This is a genomic window from Blautia sp. MSJ-9 (assembly GCF_018919065.1).
Lineage (GTDB): Bacteria > Bacillota > Clostridia > Lachnospirales > Lachnospiraceae > Blautia_A.
Genome location: NZ_JAHLQG010000028.1, coordinates 19,917 through 42,509, shown reverse-complemented (window position 1 = coordinate 42,509; position 22,593 = coordinate 19,917). Strand labels below are relative to the sequence as shown.

21 protein-coding genes and 3 pseudogenes are annotated in these 22,593 nt (G+C 42.1%); all 24 read left to right on the top strand.

Translation table 11 applies throughout. The features are described from left to right. Positions 1-780: 780 nt before the first annotated feature. The 24 genes and pseudogenes from KQI87_RS07640 to KQI87_RS07525 all read left to right on the top strand — a co-directional run bounded on the left by KQI87_RS07640 (position 781) and on the right by KQI87_RS07525 (position 22,592). Positions 781-1,080 carry a hypothetical protein gene (locus KQI87_RS07640; RefSeq protein WP_242858680.1) on the top strand — a complete coding sequence of 100 codons (300 nt, stop codon included), beginning with the start codon at positions 781-783 and terminating at the stop codon, positions 1,078-1,080. 23 nt (positions 1,081-1,103) lie between these two features. Beyond that, on the top strand, positions 1,104-1,514 hold the full coding sequence (locus KQI87_RS07635; protein WP_055307236.1) for a single-stranded DNA-binding protein: 411 nt from the start codon (positions 1,104-1,106) through the stop codon (positions 1,512-1,514). Between the two features lie 146 nt (positions 1,515-1,660). Next, entirely contained in the window at positions 1,661-1,867 is a 207-nt protein-coding gene (locus tag KQI87_RS07630; protein ID WP_195657242.1) for a helix-turn-helix domain-containing protein, read from the top strand. A 15-nt stretch (positions 1,868-1,882) separates the two neighbouring features. Beyond that, positions 1,883-4,684 (top strand): DNA methyltransferase, encoded by a 2,802-nt coding sequence (locus KQI87_RS07625; RefSeq protein WP_216419444.1) that lies wholly within the window; start codon positions 1,883-1,885, stop codon positions 4,682-4,684. Between the two features lie 273 nt (positions 4,685-4,957). Next, positions 4,958-5,584 (top strand): alpha/beta fold hydrolase, encoded by a 627-nt coding sequence (locus tag KQI87_RS07620; RefSeq protein WP_117557726.1) that lies wholly within the window; start codon positions 4,958-4,960, stop codon positions 5,582-5,584. A gap of 58 nt (positions 5,585-5,642) precedes the next feature. Next, positions 5,643-6,038 (top strand): DUF6483 family protein, encoded by a 396-nt coding sequence (locus KQI87_RS07615; protein ID WP_117557728.1) that lies wholly within the window; start codon positions 5,643-5,645, stop codon positions 6,036-6,038. 136 nt (positions 6,039-6,174) lie between these two features. Beyond that, complete coding sequence (locus KQI87_RS07610; RefSeq protein ID WP_021859523.1) at positions 6,175-6,615, top strand: helix-turn-helix domain-containing protein; 441 nt, start codon at positions 6,175-6,177, stop codon at positions 6,613-6,615. 49 nt (positions 6,616-6,664) lie between these two features. Continuing rightward, entirely contained in the window at positions 6,665-6,889 is a 225-nt protein-coding gene (locus KQI87_RS07605) for a DUF3791 domain-containing protein (protein ID WP_015553412.1), read from the top strand. Next, the gene (locus tag KQI87_RS07600) at positions 6,882-7,448 is read left to right on the top strand and encodes a DUF3990 domain-containing protein (RefSeq protein ID WP_118700264.1); all 567 of its coding nucleotides are present in this window, start codon (positions 6,882-6,884) and stop codon (positions 7,446-7,448) included. Before KQI87_RS07605 ends, KQI87_RS07600 begins: the two co-directional genes overlap by 8 nt. Beyond that, a complete protein-coding gene (locus KQI87_RS07595) occupies positions 7,436-7,678 on the top strand; it encodes a hypothetical protein (protein ID WP_055158449.1) in 243 nt (80 codons plus the stop codon). The genes KQI87_RS07600 and KQI87_RS07595 overlap by 13 nt, the downstream gene beginning before the upstream one ends. Positions 7,679-7,868: 190 nt before the next feature. Then, positions 7,869-8,234, top strand: a complete 366-nt coding sequence (locus KQI87_RS07590; RefSeq protein ID WP_117557732.1) for a DUF3847 domain-containing protein — start codon at positions 7,869-7,871, stop codon at positions 8,232-8,234. Continuing rightward, complete coding sequence (gene mobQ / locus KQI87_RS07585; protein WP_117557734.1) at positions 8,234-9,961, top strand: MobQ family relaxase; 1,728 nt, start codon at positions 8,234-8,236, stop codon at positions 9,959-9,961. The genes KQI87_RS07590 and mobQ overlap by 1 nt, the downstream gene beginning before the upstream one ends. 38 nt (positions 9,962-9,999) lie before the next feature. Next, positions 10,000-11,874: an AAA family ATPase gene (locus KQI87_RS07580; RefSeq protein WP_173907444.1), complete on the top strand. Its 1,875-nt coding sequence runs from the start codon at positions 10,000-10,002 to the stop codon at positions 11,872-11,874. 205 nt (positions 11,875-12,079) lie between these two features. Next, the gene (locus KQI87_RS07575; RefSeq protein WP_117557738.1) at positions 12,080-12,262 is read left to right on the top strand and encodes a hypothetical protein; all 183 of its coding nucleotides are present in this window, start codon (positions 12,080-12,082) and stop codon (positions 12,260-12,262) included. A 26-nt stretch (positions 12,263-12,288) separates the two neighbouring features. Further along, positions 12,289-13,992: a recombinase family protein gene (locus tag KQI87_RS07570; protein WP_117557740.1), complete on the top strand. Its 1,704-nt coding sequence runs from the start codon at positions 12,289-12,291 to the stop codon at positions 13,990-13,992. Between the two features lie 24 nt (positions 13,993-14,016). Further along, on the top strand, positions 14,017-14,148 hold the full coding sequence (locus KQI87_RS16980; RefSeq protein ID WP_330655738.1) for a Maff2 family mobile element protein: 132 nt from the start codon (positions 14,017-14,019) through the stop codon (positions 14,146-14,148). A 12-nt stretch (positions 14,149-14,160) separates the two neighbouring features. Beyond that, on the top strand, positions 14,161-15,030 hold the full coding sequence (locus tag KQI87_RS07560; RefSeq protein ID WP_216459616.1) for a VirB6/TrbL-like conjugal transfer protein, CD1112 family: 870 nt from the start codon (positions 14,161-14,163) through the stop codon (positions 15,028-15,030). Between the two features lie 23 nt (positions 15,031-15,053). Beyond that, complete coding sequence (locus tag KQI87_RS07555; RefSeq protein WP_216459615.1) at positions 15,054-15,518, top strand: PrgI family protein; 465 nt, start codon at positions 15,054-15,056, stop codon at positions 15,516-15,518. Continuing rightward, positions 15,400-17,487 (top strand): annotated as a pseudogene (locus KQI87_RS07550) (VirB4-like conjugal transfer ATPase, CD1110 family); the annotation flags it as partial. The gene KQI87_RS07555 and the pseudogene KQI87_RS07550, both read left to right, overlap by 119 nt. Before the next feature lie 751 nt (positions 17,488-18,238). Then, positions 18,239-18,466: pseudogene (locus tag KQI87_RS07545) on the top strand (conjugal transfer protein TraE); the annotation flags it as partial. Between the two features lie 100 nt (positions 18,467-18,566). Then, positions 18,567-20,903: pseudogene (locus tag KQI87_RS07540) on the top strand (SpaA isopeptide-forming pilin-related protein); the annotation flags it as partial. A gap of 74 nt (positions 20,904-20,977) precedes the next feature. Beyond that, positions 20,978-21,118: a hypothetical protein gene (locus tag KQI87_RS07535; RefSeq protein WP_164651566.1), complete on the top strand. Its 141-nt coding sequence runs from the start codon at positions 20,978-20,980 to the stop codon at positions 21,116-21,118. Positions 21,119-21,124: 6 nt separating this feature from the next. Then, positions 21,125-22,213: a DUF5688 family protein gene (locus KQI87_RS07530; protein WP_216459613.1), complete on the top strand. Its 1,089-nt coding sequence runs from the start codon at positions 21,125-21,127 to the stop codon at positions 22,211-22,213. A 70-nt stretch (positions 22,214-22,283) separates the two neighbouring features. Then, a complete protein-coding gene (locus tag KQI87_RS07525) occupies positions 22,284-22,592 on the top strand; it encodes an HrcA family transcriptional regulator (protein WP_216459612.1) in 309 nt (102 codons plus the stop codon). Position 22,593: the final 1 nt, after the last annotated feature.

The following is a 22,593-nucleotide window of genomic DNA, read 5'->3' as shown; positions in this document are numbered from 1 at the left end:
GGTAATCCTCAACAGCAGCAATTTTTTCTTCAACTGTACACTTGGGTTTTCTACCCATAAAAATACCTCCAAAGTAGATTTTGGTTATTTAACCTGTCTACTTTAGAGGTATCATATCATAACGGTCAGTGCTTCTTTTTTGTTTTTTTTAAAATCATCTGACATTCTTCAAGTCCCCACGTGTGATTAGTAAGAAAAATAAATTTTTCTGCGAAAGTACCGTCCAAACACCCTCTGAACCTTGCAATTAGTGAGGGAATAGTTCATTTTTGCGAAAAAAACTTGCAAAAGGGGGTTGGTAAATACACTTTCAAAAGCTTTATAGGTAGAGGAACAAAATTTTTTCATAATTTTTCAAAATCATGTCCGCTTTTATCTCTCCCAATACAGAGTAAGTGAAGGAGCTAACAAAAGTAAAAGAAAAAATGATAAAAATGCAAAAAAATATCACGAATTTTTTGCATCATGCCAAGTCATTTGACTTTAGTAATCAGAGGACGTTTTGGAATGTTCCTTCGCTGAACCTTGACAACCGATAAGTGCACCCTGGAAGTCTACCAGGAGTTCTGCCATGACCTTTCTTTTACAGAGAGTGAGCGGAATCATAATGACACTCCCGATGATGGGCGGCTGACCAAAGCCTTATGGTCAGTGGCCTGCTGATGCAGGCAGAGGCAGTCTGAGACGACTGCAGATGACAGGGAAACGCACGCCAGACCGCCGGACGAATGAAACTGATAACAATGTTTACAGGGCGAAATGCCTGGAAAGGAGCAGTTTATGACAGAACTGAAAATGAAAGAAATGCAGATAATCCACTGGTTTGGATGCCCGAATCTGAACTGTACAAAGGAAAGAATCCATCTGGCAGCTATGCTTGCAACGGATGCAGAAATGAAAAAGAATCTTTACAAGGTATGCAGATTCCTCGCAAGAGAAGAAATCGCATATCGGTATCCGAGCATATATGAAATGATTCGGAAAATGTTTTCGCCGGATGATACTAATCCACCGGACGCATGTGCAATGTTTATGCCGGACAATGAACCAGATGATGAAGAATATGCAATGGCAGCGTAGCTGCGGAAAGGACAGTAGCGATTATGAATAAAGTGATTTTAATGGGAAGACTGACAAAGAATCCGGAGATCAAATATGCCGGAAAAGATAATGATATGGCAGTAGCAAGATATACACTTGCGGTAAATAGAAGATATAAACGTGACGGAGAACAGGAAGCAGATTTTATTTCCTGTGTCACATTTGGAAAGAGTGCAGAGTTTGCACAGAAATATCTTCACAAGGGAACGAGAATTGTGATCGGAGGTCGTATCAGCACCGGTAATTATAAGGATAAGGACGGGAAAACAATTTACACCACAGATGTGATTGTGGAAGAACATGAATTTGCTCAGAACAAGGATAACGGTGCCGGTGCAGATTCGTCAGAAACACAGAAAACAGATAAGGACGGATTTATGGAAGCACCGGAAGGAGAGGTTCCATTTGACTAAACCGGGATAAATGGTTGGAGAGGCTGCTCTTTGCCGGGGCATTCTCTTTTCCATTTTAAAGAAGAAATCAAAAATTACAGGTATTCAACCTAACGAAAACGTGATATAATCAAAATATGGTTGAATGAGAAATATGGAGGTAGCTTATGGGCGTAAGTTATAACAGATTATGGAAAATGCTCATAGATAAAAATATGAAGCGGATAGAGATGCAGTACCTCACTGGGATCAGTGGTAATATTCTTGCCCGGATGGGAAAAAATCAGTATGTATCAATGGAGACGATTGAGAAGATATGCAAGAAGCTGGACTGCACTGTTGATGAGATGATGGAATTTACAGAGGATGAATAACAGGAGGTTGCTGCAATGACAAATACACAGCAAAGAGCAGCGGCGAAAGCATTTGCAAAAAACTGGAAAGACCGTGGATATGAAAAAGGCGACAGTCAGATCTTTTGGGTGGAGCTTCTGACAACGGTATTTGGTGTAACGGAAATATCACAGTTTATTTCTTTTGAGGATCAGGTACACCTTGACCACACCAGTTTTATTGATGGGTATATTGAGAAAACCCATGTCATGATTGAACAGAAAAGTATAAATAAGAGCCTGACGGCTGCTATCCGGCAGGCCGACGGCTCTATGCTGACACCATTTGAACAGGCAAAAAGATATTCTTCCGAATTGCCATATTCAAAAAGACCAAGATGGATCGTAACCAGTAATTTCCAGTCATTTTATATTTACGATATGGAAAAGCCGGGTGGCGATCCGGAGATTATCCAGTTGGAAGATCTGGAAAAAGAATATTATCGGTTACAGTTCCTTGTGGACGAGGGAAACACAAATCTTCAGAAAGAAATGGAAGTTTCCATTGCCGCAGGTGAAATTGTAGGGCTTTTGTATGATGCACTGGCAAAACAATATGTTGATTCGACAACAGAGCGGGCAATGAAAAGTCTGAATATCCTTTGTGTCAGAATCGTATTCTGCCTGTATGCAGAGGATGCCGGTATTTTTGGACAGCATGGCATGTTCCATGACTATCTGGAAGAATTTGATACAAGGCACATGAGAAAAGCCGTGATTGAGCTGTTCCAGGTGCTTGATACAAAACCAGAAGACAGAGATCCATACATGGAAGAATCTCTGGCACAGTTCCCATATGTAAATGGTGGGCTGTTTGCAAATGAGGATATTGAAATTCCACAGTTTACAGATGAAATCAGAAACCTTTTACTGGAAAAAGCCTCAGCAGATTTTGACTGGTCAGAAATTAGTCCGACTATATTTGGTGCGGTATTTGAGAGTACACTGAATCCTGAGACAAGACGCTCCGGCGGTATGCACTACACCAGCATTGAAAATATTCATAAAGTCATTGATCCGCTGTTTCTGGATGAACTGAAAAATGAATTGAAAGAAATTCAGCAGATAACGGTTCAGAGAACAAAAGATAAAAAGCTGAGAGACTTCCAGAAAAAGTTGTCAAACCTCCGATGGCTTGATCCGGCATCTGGAAGTGGAAACTTTCTTACAGAGACATATATCAGTATCCGCCGATTAGAAAATGAAGTCATAAAAGAATTGCAGAGAGGACAGATTACTTTTGGATTTGATGAATCCTCACCAATTCATGTCTCTATTGATCAGTTTTATGGAATCGAGATCAATGATTTTGCTGTCACAGTTGCAAAGACTGCATTGTGGATTGCAGAATCACAGATGATGAAAGAGACGGAAGACATCGTTCACATGAATCTGGATTTCCTGCCGTTGACGACAAATGCGTTTATTGTGGAAGGCAATTCTTTACAGATTGACTGGGAGAGCGTTGTACCAAAATATCAGGTTTCGTATATTATGGGAAATCCTCCGTTTGTGGGTTATTCACTACAGAACAAAGAACAGAAAAATGATATTTTATCGGTTTACGTGGATGAAAAAGGAAAGCCATATAAGACAGCAGGGAAAATTGATTATGTTGCGGGCTGGTATTTTAAAGCTGCGCAGTTTATGCAGGGAACAACTATACGGACAGCATTTGTATCAACTAATTCCATTACGCAGGGAGAACAGGTGGCAGGTGTCTGGAAACCTTTATATGACCGATTTGGGATCCATATAGATTTTGCACACCGGACATTTATGTGGGACAGCGAAGCCAATATGAAAGCGCATGTACATTGTGTGATTGTTGGATTCAGCATTGCACCAAATCAAGCAAAACGCAGAATCTATGTTGATGGAAGATTTAAAGAAGTAAATAATGTCAATGCGTATTTGTTGGACGCACCTAATGAATTTATCTGCAATCGCAGCAAGCCATTATGGAATGTTCCACAAATGACGACGGGAAACAGACCAGCAGATGGCGGTAATCTGATTATTGAAAAAGAAGACTATGAAGAATTTATAAGAAAAGAACCACAAGCCAAACCTTATATTAAAAAATTAGTTGGTTCAACTGAGTTCATCAACAATAAAGAGCGGTGGTGCTTATGGCTGGTAGATGTTAAACCAGCAGAGTTAAGAAAAATGCCGCTTGTACTTAAGCGGGTAGAAGCTTGTAAACAGGACAGAGAAAATTCGCCAGATGCAGGAAGAAGAAAACTTGCAGAAACACCGACGCTATTCAGGGAATTGAATAATCCTGCATCATTTATTCTTGTGCCAAAAGTAAGTTCTGAGAGAAGAAGATATGTACCAATGGGATTTTTAGATTATAATACAATCTCAACAGATCTTAACTTTATCATACCAGAGGCAACGATGTATCAATTTGCAATATTAACGTCAAATATTCATATGGCATGGATGCGAGCTGTTTGTGGCAGAATGAAAAGTGATTATAGGTATTCTGCTAATATTGTTTATAATAACTTCCCATGGCCTGAGCCGACCGCTCAGCAACGGAAAAAAATCGAACAGACTGCACAGGCAATTCTTGATGCAAGAGCATTATATCCAGACAGTAGCCTTGCAGATCTTTATGATGAACTGACCATGCCGCTGGAGTTGCGAAAAGCACATCACCAGAACGATATGGCTGTCATGCAGGCATACGGATTTACAAAAGGCAGTGAAGCCTATAAAAGCGAAGCTGCCTGTGTTGCAGAATTGATGAAACTTTATCAGAAGAAAGTAGAAGAAATCGAAAAAAGATAACACGCCGGATACGGCAAAAATCTCTTAGCAAAGCTAAGAGCGCACTTCTATACAGGCAATTACATTTGCCTGTATCGTGCGACCTGCGGTGCTGCTCCCGGTCTTGAGAAATCTCAATCCGGAAAATACAGCGAAATCAGAGATTTCGTACAAGGGGAGTTTCCCCTTGCGGCACAAGTGTCTATTCCCGATAAAGTTTGTGGCTGAATATTTCAGATACAGACATATAAAGTGATAGAAAGCATGAAATATAAATTTGAAGGGTGACAATATATGAAGTATTTATATTTGCATGGACTAGGGCAAAAACCAGACAGTTGGAATAGAGTAATAAAAGAAACGAAAGTATCGAAAAGCAGTCGCAGTTTGAGTTTATCAGAGATGTTAGAAGGGAAAGCTGCTACATATAAGGAATTATATTCAGCATTCTCATCAGAATGCGACAAGGAGAATGAAGAAATTGTCTTATGTGGGCTTTCTCTGGGAGCTGTTTTGACACTTAATTATGCGATAGACCATCCGGATAAAGTAAAGGCACTCGTATTAATTGCAGCACAATATAAAATGCCAAAAAAATTATTAAAAGTTCAGAATATGTTGTTTCATCTTATGCCGAATTCGGCATTCAATAAAATGGGCTTCAAAAAAGCAGATGTTATTAACCTATGTGGTACGATGGCTGAATTAGATTTCAGCGACTCACTTCATAAGGTGTCTTGTCCAGTATTAATCGTTTGTGGAGAGAAGGACAATGCAAACAAAAAAACTGCAAAAGAACTTTGCCATTATTTGAACAATTCCAACTTCCATGAACTTATGAAAACAGGTCATGAAGCAAACATAGAAGCTCCGGAAGAGTTGGCAATCGTGTTGCAAAGATTTTATGATAGTACCAATTAACTTCCCATTTATCGGGAAGTCGCAGAGAACGAAAAATCGGCAGTTATGGAGGTGAAAAATGTATTTCACAGACGAAAAAGACTATATTATGCGAATGATAAAAGAAATGGTAAGAGTATTATTTTCTTTAATGTTTGGGAAAAAGTATGTTTCTGTTGAACTTGAAAAAGAAAATAAATATGAAGTATCAGGGAAAAATTTGAAAGATTTTCTTGATATGATTGATTCTGGGGAAATTAACGAAGCAGAGAATATACTTTTAGATAGCATTGATTATATAGACAGAAATGAGGTAATGGCGGCAGCTCTTTTCTATCAATACCTTAGTGAGAAAGATAGTGAGTTTTTGATTAACAACAATTATACAAAAGAAGAAGTGCTTTCTGGCTTTAAGCAATTACTTGTGCAGTCAGGATATAATAATTTGTTATATATGATTAAGGATGATGAGTAATGTAGAAATTCAAGTTTATAGAGGACTTAATGAATCCTTGTAATATTGGGCGTTGCATGAATGTTAATTTGCGTTGCTTGATGTATTGATGGCTAATCAGTATGATAGTTTTATCAAACGAAAGGAGTAACTAGAGATGCTTGGTGAAAATATAAAAACTTATCGACAGAAAAAAGGATATACACAGGAAGAGGTTGCCAACAGACTTCATGTGACAAGACAGACTATTTCAAAATGGGAGAAAAACTATTCGGTTCCAGATGCTGAAGTATTTGTAAAATTAGCAGATGTATTAGAGGTTCAAACAAGTCAGTTGCTTGAAGTCAAGGTAGATAGTGATGTGCAAACAACAGAAGAAAAACAGAATGCTTATGCAGAGCAACTAGCACATATTGCTGAACAGATGGCAATCAGAAATCGTCAACGTAAAAGAATATGGAAAACGATAGGAATAGCCTTTGCAGTAATCATCGTTGTATGTATTATTCTTATAGTTATGAATATTGCATTTTTTTCTGCTTACCCGACCACAGAGGATGTTCAGACACACGAAGAGACTATTATGTTGGAAGAATAGAGTTACGAACTTCCAGTTTTATTGACCAAGAAATTAAGGAGGATTCATTATGAGTGAGAAAACAGAGATTACTTTCATGCAAACAAGATTAATCCGGCTTGCTTCAGAAGAGTGGCATTTACCTGTTGAACAGATTATCCACTTGTTTAAAGAAGCTGATGTTCTTGGATATATAGAAAAATGTTATGGGATTTTTCATTGTGAAGGCGATGAAGCTGTGCTTGAAGATATTACTGAATTTTTGCAAGGAAAGGGGATAGAGATTAGTGCTTGAGTTAAAAGATGGATTTGTTCTCTATCATGGAAGCTATTGTGAGGTAAAAGAGCCAGATCTTGCCAAATGTGCAAAGAGAAAAGATTTTGGGCAGGGATTTTATTTAACTACATCCAAGGAGCAGGCAGAAAGTTTTCTAAGAACCTCAATAGCCAAAGCAATCGCAACCGGAACAATTGAAGAGGGACAGAAGTTTGGATATATTTCAACTTTTGAATTCAACCTTTCAGGAAATCTTGAAACGCATATTTTTGAAAATGCAGATGTAGACTGGTTACATTGCATTGCAGCTCATCGAAAGAAAAAAATGTTTATCGAAGTTGAACGTGAAATGGCGAGGTATGATATCATTGCAGGAAAGATTGCGGATGATGCAACAAACGCTACCCTTACTGCTTACCTTGCCGGGGCTTTCGGGACAGCAGGCGATAAGGAGGCAGACGATTTCTGCATCAGACAGTTGTTGCCCAATAAACTAAAAGATCAATATTGCTTCAAAACAGAAGCCGCCATTAAGTGTCTGAAATTTGTGAAAGGTGAGAAGATATGGCTGAAGTAACAATTCCAAAGGAAAAAATGAATTATACAATAGATCTTCTTATCACTATGGTGACAGATGAGATTGCAGAAGAAACGGGCAAGGACAGAAAAGAGATATTGACAGATTTTCTATGTTCAAAGACAGGAAAAGCACTGTATGATGAGAACACAAAGCTGTGGTGCAATGGTCCGGCATATATAGCTGAATTGTATAGGGAAGAGTTAAAGAAATCCGGATATCAGATTTGAGATGATAGTATATCCGGATGGTGTTAAAAACTTCCGCTATTATATCGTTGTGACAACCAAATATTTCAAAAACGCTGAGGTCAGCATTTCCTAATCATAGGACAACGACCTCAGTTTTTTTATACCCAGGAATCGGCATTTATGAATAAGCCGGTTCTTTTTATTTACAGAAAAGAAGGAGGACGACAGAGTGGGCAGAGTAAAAAATCCGAAATACGAATCCATGTCGCTGGAAGAATTAAAGGCAAATATGGAAAAGAGCAGACAGGAACTGGAAGTTGCGATCCACAACAAAAACCTTCTGGAGCAGAGGAAAAAGGTGGTGGAACGCAGAGAACGTTCCCACCGGCTGATTGTCAAAGGGGCAGAGTTTGAGAAAGCGTTTCCGTTGTCCAGAGATCTGGAGCAGGAAGATGTTCAGAATATAATGAACCAGCTGCAGAACAGCAGTTACAACAAGAGTATTGTGCGGCAGACTTATATCTCAGCGTCACAAAAAGACCGACAACAGATTGCAGAAGCGGTTAAAAAAACAGAGAAGGGAGATGACAGTTAATGGCATTGTATCATTTTTCAGTAAGACATGTATCCAGAGGGAAAGGGCAGATGGTGGTTGCTTCCGCAGCCTATATTTCCGGGCAGAGGATTTATGACGGTTATTACAATAAGATACATGACTATACAAGCAAGTCGGGCGTGGTATTTACAGAAATTCTGACACCGGAGTATGTGCCGGAGCGTATGACAGACAGGGAAACACTCTGGAACGAGGTGGAGCATGTAGAAAGGAACAACAAGGCGCAGCTTGCCTATTCGTTTGACATTGCCCTGCAGAATGAACTGACACTTGAGGAAAATATAAGACTGGCGAAAGAATTCTGCCAGGAGCAGTTTGTGGTACGTGGCATGATCGTGGATCTGGCAGTCCATGAGGGAAAATCGGATAATGAAGAAGAGCCGGATAATCCCCATTTCCATGTGCTTGCCCCAATCCGTCCTTTTACAGAGGAAGGAATCTGGGGCAATAAACAGAGACGGGAATATATTCTTGATGAGGATGGAAACCGGGTGAAGGACGCGAAAGGAAAAGATATGTTCAATGCTGTTTCTACTACCGGTTGGAATGATCCCGAACTTTTAAAAGAATGGCGGCGGGCATGGACAGAGAAAGTAAATGGGAAATTCCGGGAATGTCACATGGCAGCCAGAATCGACCACCGTTCCTACAAAGAACAGGGGATTGAACTGATCCCGACCATCCATGAGGGATATGAAGTCCGGGCAATGGAGAAAAAGGGAATCAAAACAGTTATTGGAGAATTGAACCGGGCAATCCGGCAGTTCAACCAGATGTTCATTTCCCTGAAAGAATCCATTCAGTGGATGAAGACAGCTTATGAGGAAATGAAAGCAGAGCTGGATCGTAGGCAGAACCCTACACTTCTGGAGAGTTTGCAGGATTATTATGATAAGAAGACACAGGGCAGACCGTCACTTCCAAATTTCTATGAGGAAATGAAACGAAGAGGGAAGAATCTCTCCAATTTACAGGAGTTTTCAAAATCCATCAATTATCTTCAGACCCATCAGATAGAGACGATGGATGACTTGCAGGAACGGATTGAGGAACTGAACGGTGTTGTTTCTGTCAGCAAAAAAGAAATTTCTGAAAAGCGGAAACAGTTAAAGGAACTGGAGAATCTGGAAAAGATGGCAGAGGTAATCAAAACAAACCAGCCATTGATTGATGAGTATAATCGTTTCTATTTTCAGAAAAGACGGGAGAAATACTATCAGCAGCACAAAAAAGAAATCAATTATTACCGCAAATGTGAACGGGAACTGAAACAACATCTGGATCAAAATGGAAAGGTGCCTACTGCCAGATGGAAACGGGAGAAAGAAGAACTCCAGGCGGTGATCGAAGAGCTGAAAGCAGATAATCAGCCGTATCAGGAGGAACTTGCGTTTGTAAAAAAGGTACAGAGCTGTGCGGACATTGCCAGACGTGACCGGGAAATGGCAGAAGCAGATACTTCCGGGCGTTCAGAAGAAAAAAGGGAGAAGCAGGTGAATTTCCCGGTATTTCATAGAGTTCAGACGGAAGGTATTCTTGAAGAAAATGGGAAGGCAGAGCAACAGCCGGTGAAGCAGTCGGAGCAGAAGCCAGAAAAGAAGACTTCTCTTCTGAGAAAACTGGATGAAAAGAAGAAAGAGTGTGCAGAGCGTGATGCAAAACAACAGGCAGTGAAGAAAAAACGGAACCATGAGATGAATTTATAACAGTCTGTCAGCAGGACAGATGGGAAAGGATGATAAAAATGCAGTATACAGAAGAACAGATTACAAGAGCCAACCAGACCAATCTTGTTTCTTTTCTGAACGCACAGGGGGAACAGTTGGTGAAAAGTGGCAGGGAATACCGCTGGAAAAAGCATGACAGTGTAACGGTATCCGGAAACCGGTGGTACCGGCACAGCCAGGGCAGGGGCGGCTATCCGGTGGATTTTGTGATGGAATTTTACAACGCTACATTTCCGGAAGCAGTTAAAAAGCTGATCGGGGAGGAAGGCGAAGGCAGGAACAGTACCTGCCCCGCCCCGTCCCCTGACTTTCGTTTACCAGAGAAAGAGGAGAATAATGATAGAATCATCAGATATCTGACAGAAAACAGAGGGATTGAAAAGAATCTGGTGGAGGAATGGATCAGCAGTGGGGATGTTTATGAAGAAAAGAAGCACCATAATGTGGTGTTTGTTGGCAGAGATGCAGACGGTATTCCTAGATATGCCCATTGCAGGGGAACAAGTGAAATAAAATACAGGGGAGATGTGGCTGGATCTGATAAATCTTGCGGATTCTGTCACAGAGGGACGGATACTCAGTTGTTTGTGTTTGAAGCAGCCATTGATTTGCTTTCTTTTATACAATTATTTACCAAAGACTGGAAAAAGCGGAGCTACCTGAGTCTGGGTGGCATTTCCAGTGCGGCACTGATGGCTTTTCTTTCTGAACGCCCTCAGATTACTTCTGTATTCCTGTGTCTGGATAATGACCGGGCAGGGAATGAAGCCTGTGAGAAACTGGCAGAAGAAATCCCGGACGGATACAGTGTCGTCCGTCTGAAACCGTCCCGAAAGGACTGGAATGAAATCCTCTGTGATAAAAATGTAGACAGGAAGAAAGCAATCGCAGAAACAGTTACAATGAAAGCACCGGAGAAGGAAGCACTGGTGCCGATGCTGTGTTACGAAGATATTGAACAGACCAGTGTAGAATGGCTGTGGTTTCCCTATCTGCCATTTGGAAAGCTGACAATTATTCAGGGTAATCCGGGAGAGGGAAAAACTTATTTTGCCATGATGCTGACCGCAGCCTGCACGAACCGGAAGACTTTCCCGAATATGGAAGAAATTGAACCTTTCAATGTGATCTATCAGACCGCCGAAGATGGCATGGGAGATACGATCAAGCCGAGACTGGTAGAAGCAGGTGCCGACCTGAGCCGGGTTATGGTCATTGATGATACAGAGGAAGCACTGACATTATCCGATGACCGTATTGAAAAGGCTATCCGTCAGAATCAGGTCAGACTTTTAATCATTGATCCAGTACAGGCTTTTATCGGTGCAGATGTGGATATGAACCGGGCAAATGAAGTTCGTCCGGTATTCCGGAAACTAGGGATGATCGCAGAGCAGACAGGCTGTGCCATTGTGCTGATCGGACATCTGAACAAATCTTCCGGGACACAGAGCACCTACCGGGGACTTGGTTCCATTGACATCATGGCGGCAGTGAGGAGCCTGCTTTTCATCGGAAAAGTAAAGAAAGATCCGACAACAAGAGTACTGATCCATGAGAAAAGTTCCCTTGCACCTCCGGGTGAGACTATGGCATTTAAACTTGGAGATGAAGAAGGCTTCCGATGGGTGGGAGCTTATGAGATTTCTGCCGATGATCTTCTGGATGGAAAGGAAGGAAAGCCGACAGAAACAAAGCTGCAACGGGGAACGAAACTGATTTATGAACTTCTTGCAGACGGAAATGCCGTTACAATCCGGGAACTGGATGAAAAGGCAAAAGTACAGGGAATCTCCCAGAGAACCATGCGTGAAGCCAGAAGCCGGATGAAAGAAGAACTGGATTATCAGATGAATGAAAAGCAGGAAAATACCATTCGATTAAGAAAATAAAAAGAAATGGGTGACGGCAGGATTTGAGAGCGGACGGCAGTCTTTATAGATACCCTATCTGCCGCCTGCCGTCTGCCAGTGCAAGGCAATCGAACGAAAACAGTAGGTATCCATACGAAAATAAAAAAATGCAACCAACAGTCTGGGCAGTTAATCTGAAAAATGGATTAGCTGCTCTTTTTTTGCAAAAAATGGAGGTTTTACAATGGCAGCGAAGAAGAAAATCATCAATATCAAAGTGTATTTTGACGGTAATCAGGACGCAAAAGAAGTATTTGCCGAGGTGATTGCACAGAAAATACGTGACACGAAAACAAAAGATAAACTTGCAATAATGAAAGATAAGCAGTATAATGATTATGAGTTCAGTAATCTGAAATCTGCGTAGGATGTGCAAAGTAGCGGAGGTATCAGATGAACAACAGATATATAAATCAAAACAGCAATACAGACAGAAATGCAACATGGAGAGTTGGCGTATACTGCCGACTTTCCAAGGATGACGAGCTGACAGGCGAGAGTGCCAGTATTTCCAACCAGAGGGATATTCTTGTGAATTATTGCCAGTCGCAGGGATGGCAGGTCGTGGATGTTTTTCAGGATGACGGTTATACAGGTCTGAACACTGACCGCCCGGATTTGCAGAGACTTCTCAAAGCCTGCGAGAAAGGTCTGGTAAACCTTGTGATCACGAAGGATCAGAGCCGTCTAGGACGTAACCATGTGCAGACCGGATTTCTGATGGAGGAATTTTTCCCGAAGCATGGCGTAAGGTATATCGCATTGTATGATAATGTAGATACCTTTGACGGAGATAATGAGATTGCTCCGTTCAAGAACGTGCTGAATGAGATGTATTCCAGGGATATTTCCAAGAAAGTTCATGCTTCCTACCACCTGCAGGCAACCAAGGGGAAGTTTACAGGCGTTGTTCCACCATTGGGATATCAGAAAGACCCGGAGGAAAAGGGACATCTTCTGATTGATGAGGAGACAGCACCGATTGTCCGGAAAATTTTTCAGTGGGCGGTGGATGGTCATGGAATCAACTTCATATCCAGAGAACTGGAACGCCAGCAGATTCCATGCCCTACCTGGTGGCACAGGAAACGGGGACTTCGCACTTACTACACCAAATGGGAAAAGAAAGATCCGGAGAATGGGAAATATGTATGGGATGAATCCTATCTGAAATCCCTGCTGATGAATCCCGTTTACTGTGGAGACATGGCTTCCCAGAAACGGTACTACCGTTTTAAGATTGGCAATCAGGGAGATAAAGCACCGGAGGATTGGATTACAGTCAGGGATACCCATGAAGCAATCATTCCACAGGATGTATTTGCTCTGGTGCAGGCGAAGATGAAAGGCAGGAAACGCCAGACAGAACAGGGAGAATACAGTATGTTTGCCGGTTTACTCCGTTGTGCAGAGTGTGGCGGTGCATTAACATTAAAGAAGACGCATACCAAAGATCAGCATGAAGTTTATACCTGTTCCACTTATATTCATAAGGGAAAAGCACACTGCACCCAGCACCGGGTGGACGCTGATGATTTGTATGATGCAGTTCTTACCAGAATCCAGGAATGTGCAAAAGCAGTCACCGGAGATGGAACAGAACTGGAAAATCGAGTGAAGGAGTTATGCGAAGAAGATACACAGGGACACAGAGACAGTCTGGAGAAGCTGGTATCAAAACAGAAAGACCGCCTGGAGACATTAGATCGGTTGATTGCAAAACTGTATGACGATCTGATCAATGACAAGATTACAGAATCTGTTTTTGATAAGATGTTGGAGAAGACACAGAAAGAGCAGGCAGACATCAAAAAGGAACTTTCCCAGAACCAGAATGTGCTGAATACAGAAGAAAAACTGGATGCACAGTCACAGCAGTGGAACGAGGATATCAGCGAGTATGTGGACATTAAAGAACTGGATGCCAATCTTTTGAACCGGCTGATCAGTAAAATCGTTATCTCAGAACCACAGGAGAAAGACGGAACAGAGAATTACCGCCGAACTCCTGAAACGGTCACAATGGAAATTCATTTCAATTTAAAACCAATACCGGAGCTTGGAACCATCGAAAGAGGTTCCGGCTCCCATAAATAAGAAAAATCTATCAAAATTTAATCTATTTTAATCTTTTCAAGGCTCATTTCGAGCCAATATTTTCTCATAAAAGACATAAAACAGCTGATGGCTGGTGCCGGAATCATGCTGCTGGGAACTACCCTGATTCCACAGCTGGCAACCTTGTTCTCTTAAAAGGAGTGGTAGATGAACACCATCATTGAGAGAATTACGGAAGCGATAAAGGATATTCTGATCGGGCTGATCAAGTCCAGCCTGAATAACACGTTCTCGTATGTCAATGAGCAGGTGGGAACCATAGCAGGGCAGGTGGGGCAGACCCCGCAGGGATGGAATGCAGGGATTTTCAATCTGATTCAGAATATTTCCCAGACAGTAATTGTCCCCATTGCGGGACTGATCATCACCTTTGTCCTGTGCTATGAGTTGATCACGATGGTGACGCAGAAAAACAACTTCCATGAATTTGAGACTTACAACATTTTTCTCTGGATCTTCAAGGCGTATGTAGCTATTTATCTGGTGACAAATACGTTTAATATCACGATGGCGGTCTTTGATGTTGGCCAGCGTGTGGTCAACAGTGCCGCCGGGGTGATATCAGGAAACACGGCAGTAGATGCATCAGAAGCAATTACACGGATTGTGGATGCCCTGGAGGATATGGAGTTAGGGGATTTGTTCCTGTTATCCATGGAAACGATGTTGATCAGCATTACCATGCACATTCTGTCAATTATCATTACGGTGATCTTGTATGGCAGGATGATTGAGATTTACCTTTACACTTCCATAGCACCGATTCCGTTTGCCACCATGACTAATAAGGAGTGGGGCAACATCGGAAACAACTATCTAAAAGGCTTGTTCGCTCTGGCATTTCAGGGGTTCTTCATGATGGTCTGTGTGGGTATCTACGCAGTTTTGGTCAATGCAATGACCATATCAAACGACCTTCATGCAGCAATGTTTTCAGTGGCGGCATATACCGTGATTCTTGCATTTTCATTATTCAAGACCGGAAGCCTTAGTAAATCAATATTCAATGCCCATTAGTGGCGAAGAAAGGAGAGCATACCATGGCGTATGTACCAGTACCAAAAGACCTTACCAAGGTCAAGACAAAAGTAGCTTTAAATTTGACAAAGCGGCAGTTGATTTTCTTTTCACTCGCCGCAGTTGTGGGGATTCCGTTTTACCTGTTCATGAGAAAACCAATCGGTTCCAGCATCGCAGCCATTCTTATGGTGACGATCATGCTGCCGTTTTTCTTTATGGCAATGTATGAAAAAGACGGACTTCCCTTTGAAAAAGTGGTGGCAAATATCATCCGTCAGAAGTTTATCTGTCCGGCGGTCAGACCATATAAGACAGAAAATTTTTATCAGGAGATTTCCACCCTTGTAAAAAAGGAGGGTGTGCCGGATGGCAAAAAAGACAAAGCAGGAGGCTCAGCAGGAGCGTCTGTCCCTGGCGGAAAAAAGAAACCGTCAGGAAAGAAGAAACAAAAGCAGCCGAAAAGAAAGAGAAAAGGAAAAGCGTAGAAAAAAGCAGGAGCGGGAGCGTAAGAAACAGAAAAATATTCCTACGACCGCACAGCAGAGCATTCCATATCTGCGGATGCTGCAGGATGGTATCTGTCAGGTGACGAAGAACTTTTTCTCTAAGACGATTCAGTTTTATGACATCAACTATCAGTTGGCGTTAAATGAGGACAAGACCACAATCTTTGAGAATTACTGTGATTTCTTAAATTACTTTGATTCTTCCATCAGTGTGCAGCTGTCCTTTATCAATCAGCAGGTGGATGTGGCTGAATTTGAGAAAAGCATTGACATTCCGGATCAGAACGATGACTTCAATGACATTCGTGACGAGTATCGAACCATGTTAAAGAATCAGCTTTCCAAGGGAAATAATGGATTGGTGAAAACCAAGTATATTACTTTTGGAATCGAGGCGGAAAGCCTGAAAGTGGCAAGACCGAGGCTTGAGAGGATTGAAGCCGATATCCTGAATAACTTTAAAGTTCTGGGAGCACAGGCACATTCCTTAAATGGTCTGGAGCGTCTGGAGATTCTGTATCATGTGTTCAATCAGGACCGGATTGAGCCATTTAAGTTCCAGTATAAGATGCTGCCGGAAACAGGATTAAAGACCAAAGACTTTATTGCACCGACTTCCTTTAACTTTTCCAAGAATCAGACATTTTTGATGGGAAAGACCATGGGAAGTGTGAGCTATCTGCAGATCCTGGCACCTGAGCTGACAGACCGGATGCTTGCAGATTTTCTGGATGTGGATGACAGCATCAATGTCAATATTCATATCCAGTCCATCGACCAGAGTTCTGCAATCAAGATGATCAAGAGCAAGATTTCAGACCTGGATAAGATGAAGATTGAAGAGCAGAAGCGGGCAGTACGTTCCGGGTATGACATGGATGTGCTTCCCTCTGATCTTGTGACCTACGGGGAAGAAGCCAAGAACCTGTTAGAAGATCTACAGTCCAGAAACGAGCGTATGTTCCTTGTGACAGTTCTGGTGATGAACACGGCAAAGAAGCGTCAGAAGCTGGATAACAATATCTTCCAGGTGCAGGGTATCGCACAAAAATACAACTGTTCCTTAAAGCAGCTGGACTATCAGCAGGAAGCAGCACTGATGTCATGTATTCCACTGGGAGTCAATCGAATTGAGATTCAGAGAGGGCTTACCACATCGGCAACAGCGATTTTTGTGCCATTTACGACGCAGGAACTGTTCCAGGAAGGGGAAGCTCTTTATTATGGGTTAAATGCACTTTCCAACAACATGATCATGGTTGACCGGAAGCGACTGAAGAATCCGAACGGACTGATCCTCGGTACACCGGGTTCCGGAAAATCTTTCTCAGCAAAGCGGGAAATTACGAACTGTTTCCTGATTACGGAGGACGATATCATTATCTGCGATCCAGAAGCCGAGTATTATCCGCTGGTGCAGGCATTGCATGGACAGGTGATCCGGATTTCACCGGTATCAGACCAGTATATTAATCCAATGGATCTGAACCTGAACTATTCAGAGGAAGATAATCCGCTGTCTTTAAAGGCAGATTTTATCCTGTCCCTGTGTGAACTAATTGTTGGTGGAAAGAACGGACTGGAGCCGGTAGAAAAGACCATCATTGACCGTTGTGTGCGGTTAGTGTATCAGGAATATCTCGCTGATCCGGTGCCGGAGAAGATGCCAGTCCTGGAGGATTTATACAATCTTCTGCGGAAACAGGAAGAGCCGGAAGCACAGCGTCTGGCAACTTCATTGGAGATTTACGTTACAGGTTCCCTAAATGTATTTAATCATCGCACAAATGTGGATATCAACAACCGTATCGTATGTTTTGATATCAAGGAGCTTGGAAAACAGCTGAAGAAGATCGGGATGCTGATTGTGCAGGACCAGGTATGGAACCGAGTGACAATCAACCGTTCCGCTCATAAATCCACCCGTTACTATGTGGATGAATTCCATCGGACGAGACGTTCCGCTTGTTGAATAGACAGCGGGGTCAGTAGCCGTCCGTAAAAAGAAAAGCTACTGATACAACTGATATGGTGTTGTTCAAATGAAGGGGTAACGCCCGGAAGGGACACACACAAACTCCCTACAGCGTGATAGTTGTGCAAGAACTATCGGGTTGTCAAAAGTTAGGGTGAAGAGCAAAAAGCAGGTCCTAACAGGTAAGGCTGAGGAAAGATTCACAGAGGTGTGGGTTGCCTGTGATTATGTAGTGAAGCTGTATATGGTGAGTATCCACGGAAGTGGGGACGAACTGACGATTTAAAGAGTCTAAAATTCGAATGCGTTGAAAAGCGTATGCCAACGGTTTGGCGCTGATTACCGAAAAGTAACTGGGTGGAAGTGAAAGTCGGAGCATTGTTACAGGCAATGGAAATCAGCAGGCTCAAAGGAAGCACCTAAGTACAGTATATTGCATCATATTGGAACGTCGAAAGCAACGAACAGCGAGCAGTTGCACATGCTATGACCTGTTGGTAAGGAAAACACACTGTATAACTTACCTTTATCGTTGTGAGAGCGGAGGCACGAGCGATGAAGCTTCTGTAATGGGAGTGGAGCAACAGCCTCTAGTGGGACGACTGGTCAGTCTGCCAGTCGACAAAACAAGTGTAATAAAGTAATGCAGTTAACATTCATAGATGCACGGTGTGGAGTGGGGGAAAAGCCCGAGATGATATCAGAGGCTTACCTATCACTATAAAACTCAGATTTTATCTATATGCTCAACCAGGCATCCGGTGACCGGCAGATTCTGGCGAAACAGCTGAATATTTCACCAACCCAGCTGTCTTATGTAACCAACAGCAATGAGGGGGAAGGACTTCTGTTTTATGGAAATGTGATTATTCCGTTTGTAGACAGATTCCCGAAGAATTCCCTTTATAAGATTATGACAACCCGCCCAGAGGAAACAGCCGAAGCAGGGTAATACAGGAGGAGTAAAACAATGTTACAGGTAATTTCATATGGATTGACATTTTGTGGCGGTGCTGTATTTGGTATCGCTTTTCTTTGTTTATTACAGGCAGGCAATCCAGGTAGAAAAACAGGATGCAGAAAACGGAGCAACGGTAGAAGGTGCAGTCTTTGGCATTTATAACAAAGATGATATCAAAGCAGAAGGCAAAGTCATTGTCAAAGCGGATACCCTGTTACAGGAAATGACATCAGATAAAGATGGAATTGCTTCCTTCACATTGGATCTGCCACTCGGACAGTATTATGTGAAAGAGATAAAGGCACCGGCTGGATTCGTTTCTTCCGATGAAGTTCTGAATCTGGATGCTTCTTATCAGGGGCAGGACGTGAAGACAGTAAAACTGAAAACAGTGAAGAAGAATCAGCCGACAACGGTTGAAATTACAAAATCAGATGTGACAACAGGTGCGGAACTGGATGGGGCGAAACTCACCGTTCTTGATAGAGAGGGGAATGTCGTAGATCAGTGGACTTCTGTAAAAGACCAGCCGCATGTGATTAAACGACTGACCGTTGGTGAGGAATATACCCTTCGTGAAGAAATCGCACCGTATGGATATCTGAAAGCAACGGATGTGAAGTTCACACTGGAAGATACCGCAGAGATTCAGAAAGTAGAGATGAAGGATGAAGTACCGGCAGGGCTTTTAATCATCAATAAAAATGGAGAATTTCTGGATAAAGTGACACTTCTGGATAATGTAAAAGGCACTGTGGAGCATCTCTTCGAATATGTAACCGGAAGCCTTACAGATGTGACTTTTGATGTATTTGCTGCGGAAGATATCAAAGCGGCAGATGGTGTCAGCAAAGATTATTACAAAGCAGATGAAAAAGTAGGAACTATTACTACAGATTCCAATGGTATTGCACAAATGGATAATCTCCCGGCAGGCAAATACTATGTGAAAGAAGTTAAAACTGCCCATGGCTATGTATTGGATGGAGAACCGAGATATGTTGATCTTTCCTACCGTGATCAGGACACACCGGTAATCACTTATGATGAAAAATGGCAGAATGCCCGTCAGAAAGTAAAGGTTACTGTTCTGAAGAAAGAAAAAGATACAGACCGTGTTCTTGCAGGCGGCGTCTTCGGCCTTTATACCAGTGAAGATATCAAAAATGTAAACGGAGATGTGTTGCTTGAGAAAGATTCCCTCATCGAGCAGAAAGCAACCGATGAGAAAGGACAGATCACTTTTGCGGCAGATCTTCCAGTAGATGGAAAATATTATGTAAAAGAGATCAGTGCACCGGACGGATTTGTGACAACGGAAGAAGTGCAGGAGTTTACCTTTGAATATGCCGGAGAAGATCAGGCAGAAGTAAGCTATGACTTTACGTTTGAAAATCAGCCGACCACAGTGGAACTGACAAAAACAGACCTGACAACAGGCAAAGAACTTCCAGGTGCACACCTGAAAGTGACGGATGCAGACGGAAATGTTGTTGATGAATGGACTTCTACGGAAGAATCGCATGTGATCAAAGAACTTGTTGTTGGTAAAGAGTATACCATGACAGAAACAAAACCGGCAGACGGATATGTTACTGCAGAGAGCATTACCTTTACGGCTGAGAACACAGCAGAGATTCAGAAGCATGAGATGAAAGATGATGTGACCAAGGTTCAGATCAGCAAGACAGATATCACAGGAGATACAGAGATTCCTGGGGCAAAACTGATGATTCTTGATAAGGACGATCAGGTAGTAGAGAGCTGGACTTCCACAGAGGAGGCACACTATATTGAAAAACTGCCAATCGGTAAATATACCTTACGAGAGGAACAGGCACCGAAAGGATTTATCCTGACTTCGGATGTGACATTTGAGGTGAAGGATACCGGAGAAATCCAGAAAGTAGCTATGAAAGATGATATTGCCAGGGGAAAAGTCATTCTCAATAAGACAGATAAATCATCTGGAGAACCGCTGAAAGGAGTAGAATTTGAACTCCGTGACAGCAAAGGAAAGGTTCTGGAAACCTTAAAAACAGATGCTGCAGGTCATGCTGAGAGTAAGCTGTATGAGATTGCTACATTCAAGAATGGCAAATATGATACGGCAATCAAGTATTATCTGGTGGAAACAAAAACACTGGACGGATACACACTGGATCAGACCAAGCATGAAGTGACATTTGCCTATGCAGACGACAACACACCGGTTGTAGAGGTTACGTTCAATCTGACAAATGAGAAACCGGAAGTTCCGGAAACACCGAGCACACCGGAAACACCACAGTCCCATGAAGAGACAAAGGTATCAGATGCACCGAAGACAGGTGACAACACAAATATCTGGCTGCCGATTCTGCTTCTGTTTATCTCTACCGGAGGCATGGCAGGACTTTATATCAGCAGAAAAAGAAGAACAAAATAACTGAAGTTATGACTGGGAGCCTTTCGTTGAGGCTCCCTTTTCATATCAAAAATTACAGAAAGGACAGAAAAATTATGATGAAAACAATGGAAAAGAGACAGGAAGCAAGAAAAAACCAGGAGAGAACTTTAAAGAGAATGATGGCTTATCAGAAGAAAGCAGAGCAGATGGTCAGCAGAAAAAGAATGAACCATCACATGATCAGAAAGGGGTAAAAGCGTATGATGAACAGAAAAGAATTTTATGAATATGTGAAAGACAATGTAAAGGAATATCTTCCGGCATCTTATCAGGATGCAGAGATTAAATTGCAGGAAGTTGTTAAAAATAATGGGTTAAAGCTGACAGGGATTACCATTCCAAAGGGCGAGCAGAGGACAGTACCAACGGTGTACCTGGATTCTCTTTACAAGGAGTATGTAAATGGAAAAGATGCCGATTCCTGTGTGGGTGATGTAGCCGATATGCGTATTGAAGCACAGGATAAAGCAGAATTTATTGACATGGGAGTACCTGATATTTTCGATTATGAGAATATGAAGGATAAATTGCAGGTGAGAATCTGTGACCGAGAATGGAATGAAGAACGCCTGGCAGATAAAGTGGTTACAGAACACGGAGATTTCGCTGCTTATTATGCAGTAAATTTGAAAGAAAATGAAGAGGGAATCGGCAGCATTCCGGTCACTATTTCTCTGATGAATGAATGGGGAGTATCAGCTGAACAGATTCAGACAGATGCAATGGCGGCAGACCGGAAGCGTGGTGTTATTCTGATGGATATGAATGAAATGGTAAAATCCATGATCTTTGGTGAAGAACCAGAAAATCTTTTGAATGAAAAACTGGATATGGAAGCAATCGAAAATCCAATGTTTTGCCTGACGAATGCACAAAAAATGAATGGTGCATCACTGTTACTGCAGGAAGATATTCGTAAGCAGATCGCGGAGTGCCTGGGCAGTGATTATTTTGTTCTTCCCTCTTCGATTCATGAGGTGCTGATTCTTCCAGATAATGGACTGTTTGAAGTCCCGGAATTAAATGCCATGGTGAATGAAGTCAATGATACACAGGTAGAAAGACAGGAACAGCTCTCGGATAAAGTTCAGTTCTGTGATGGAAAGACAGCAGTTATGGAGAATGCGGAACGCAGAGAAGCACGTTTGGAGAAAGAAAAAGCAACTGCAAAAACAGAAGCGAAAGGTGGAATCCATGGAAAACTGGAAAAAGCCAAGGCAGAGATCAAAGCGAAAGAAGCAGATAAAGTGCCAAAGAATAAGGCGAAAGATCTTGCTACAGTATTATAACGAGAAATAACGATGATTTTGAGGGGGCTGTATTGAGCAGTCCCTGTTTTTATGAGATGGAGGCAAAAATATGGATTGGTGTTTATATGGTAATGACAAAAGAGAGGAAATGGATCGAGATTTAAAACCGGAATATCTTTTGGATGATTTACGGAGATATCAGGATGTATTTGGCGAAGAATTTGGTGTGAAAGAGCTTCTTATGCTGGAGGACATCCGGGTAAAGGCTATGATTGCCGGAGCACTTGCAGATATGCCGGAATTTCTTATAGATCAGATTGGAAAAGCAAATAACAGCAGTAATTTTCCTTCTGTGACAAGGGCAATGGAACGGATTGCCGATGTTGTAGAAGAAAAGTGGGAAGAAGAAAGGGAGTAAC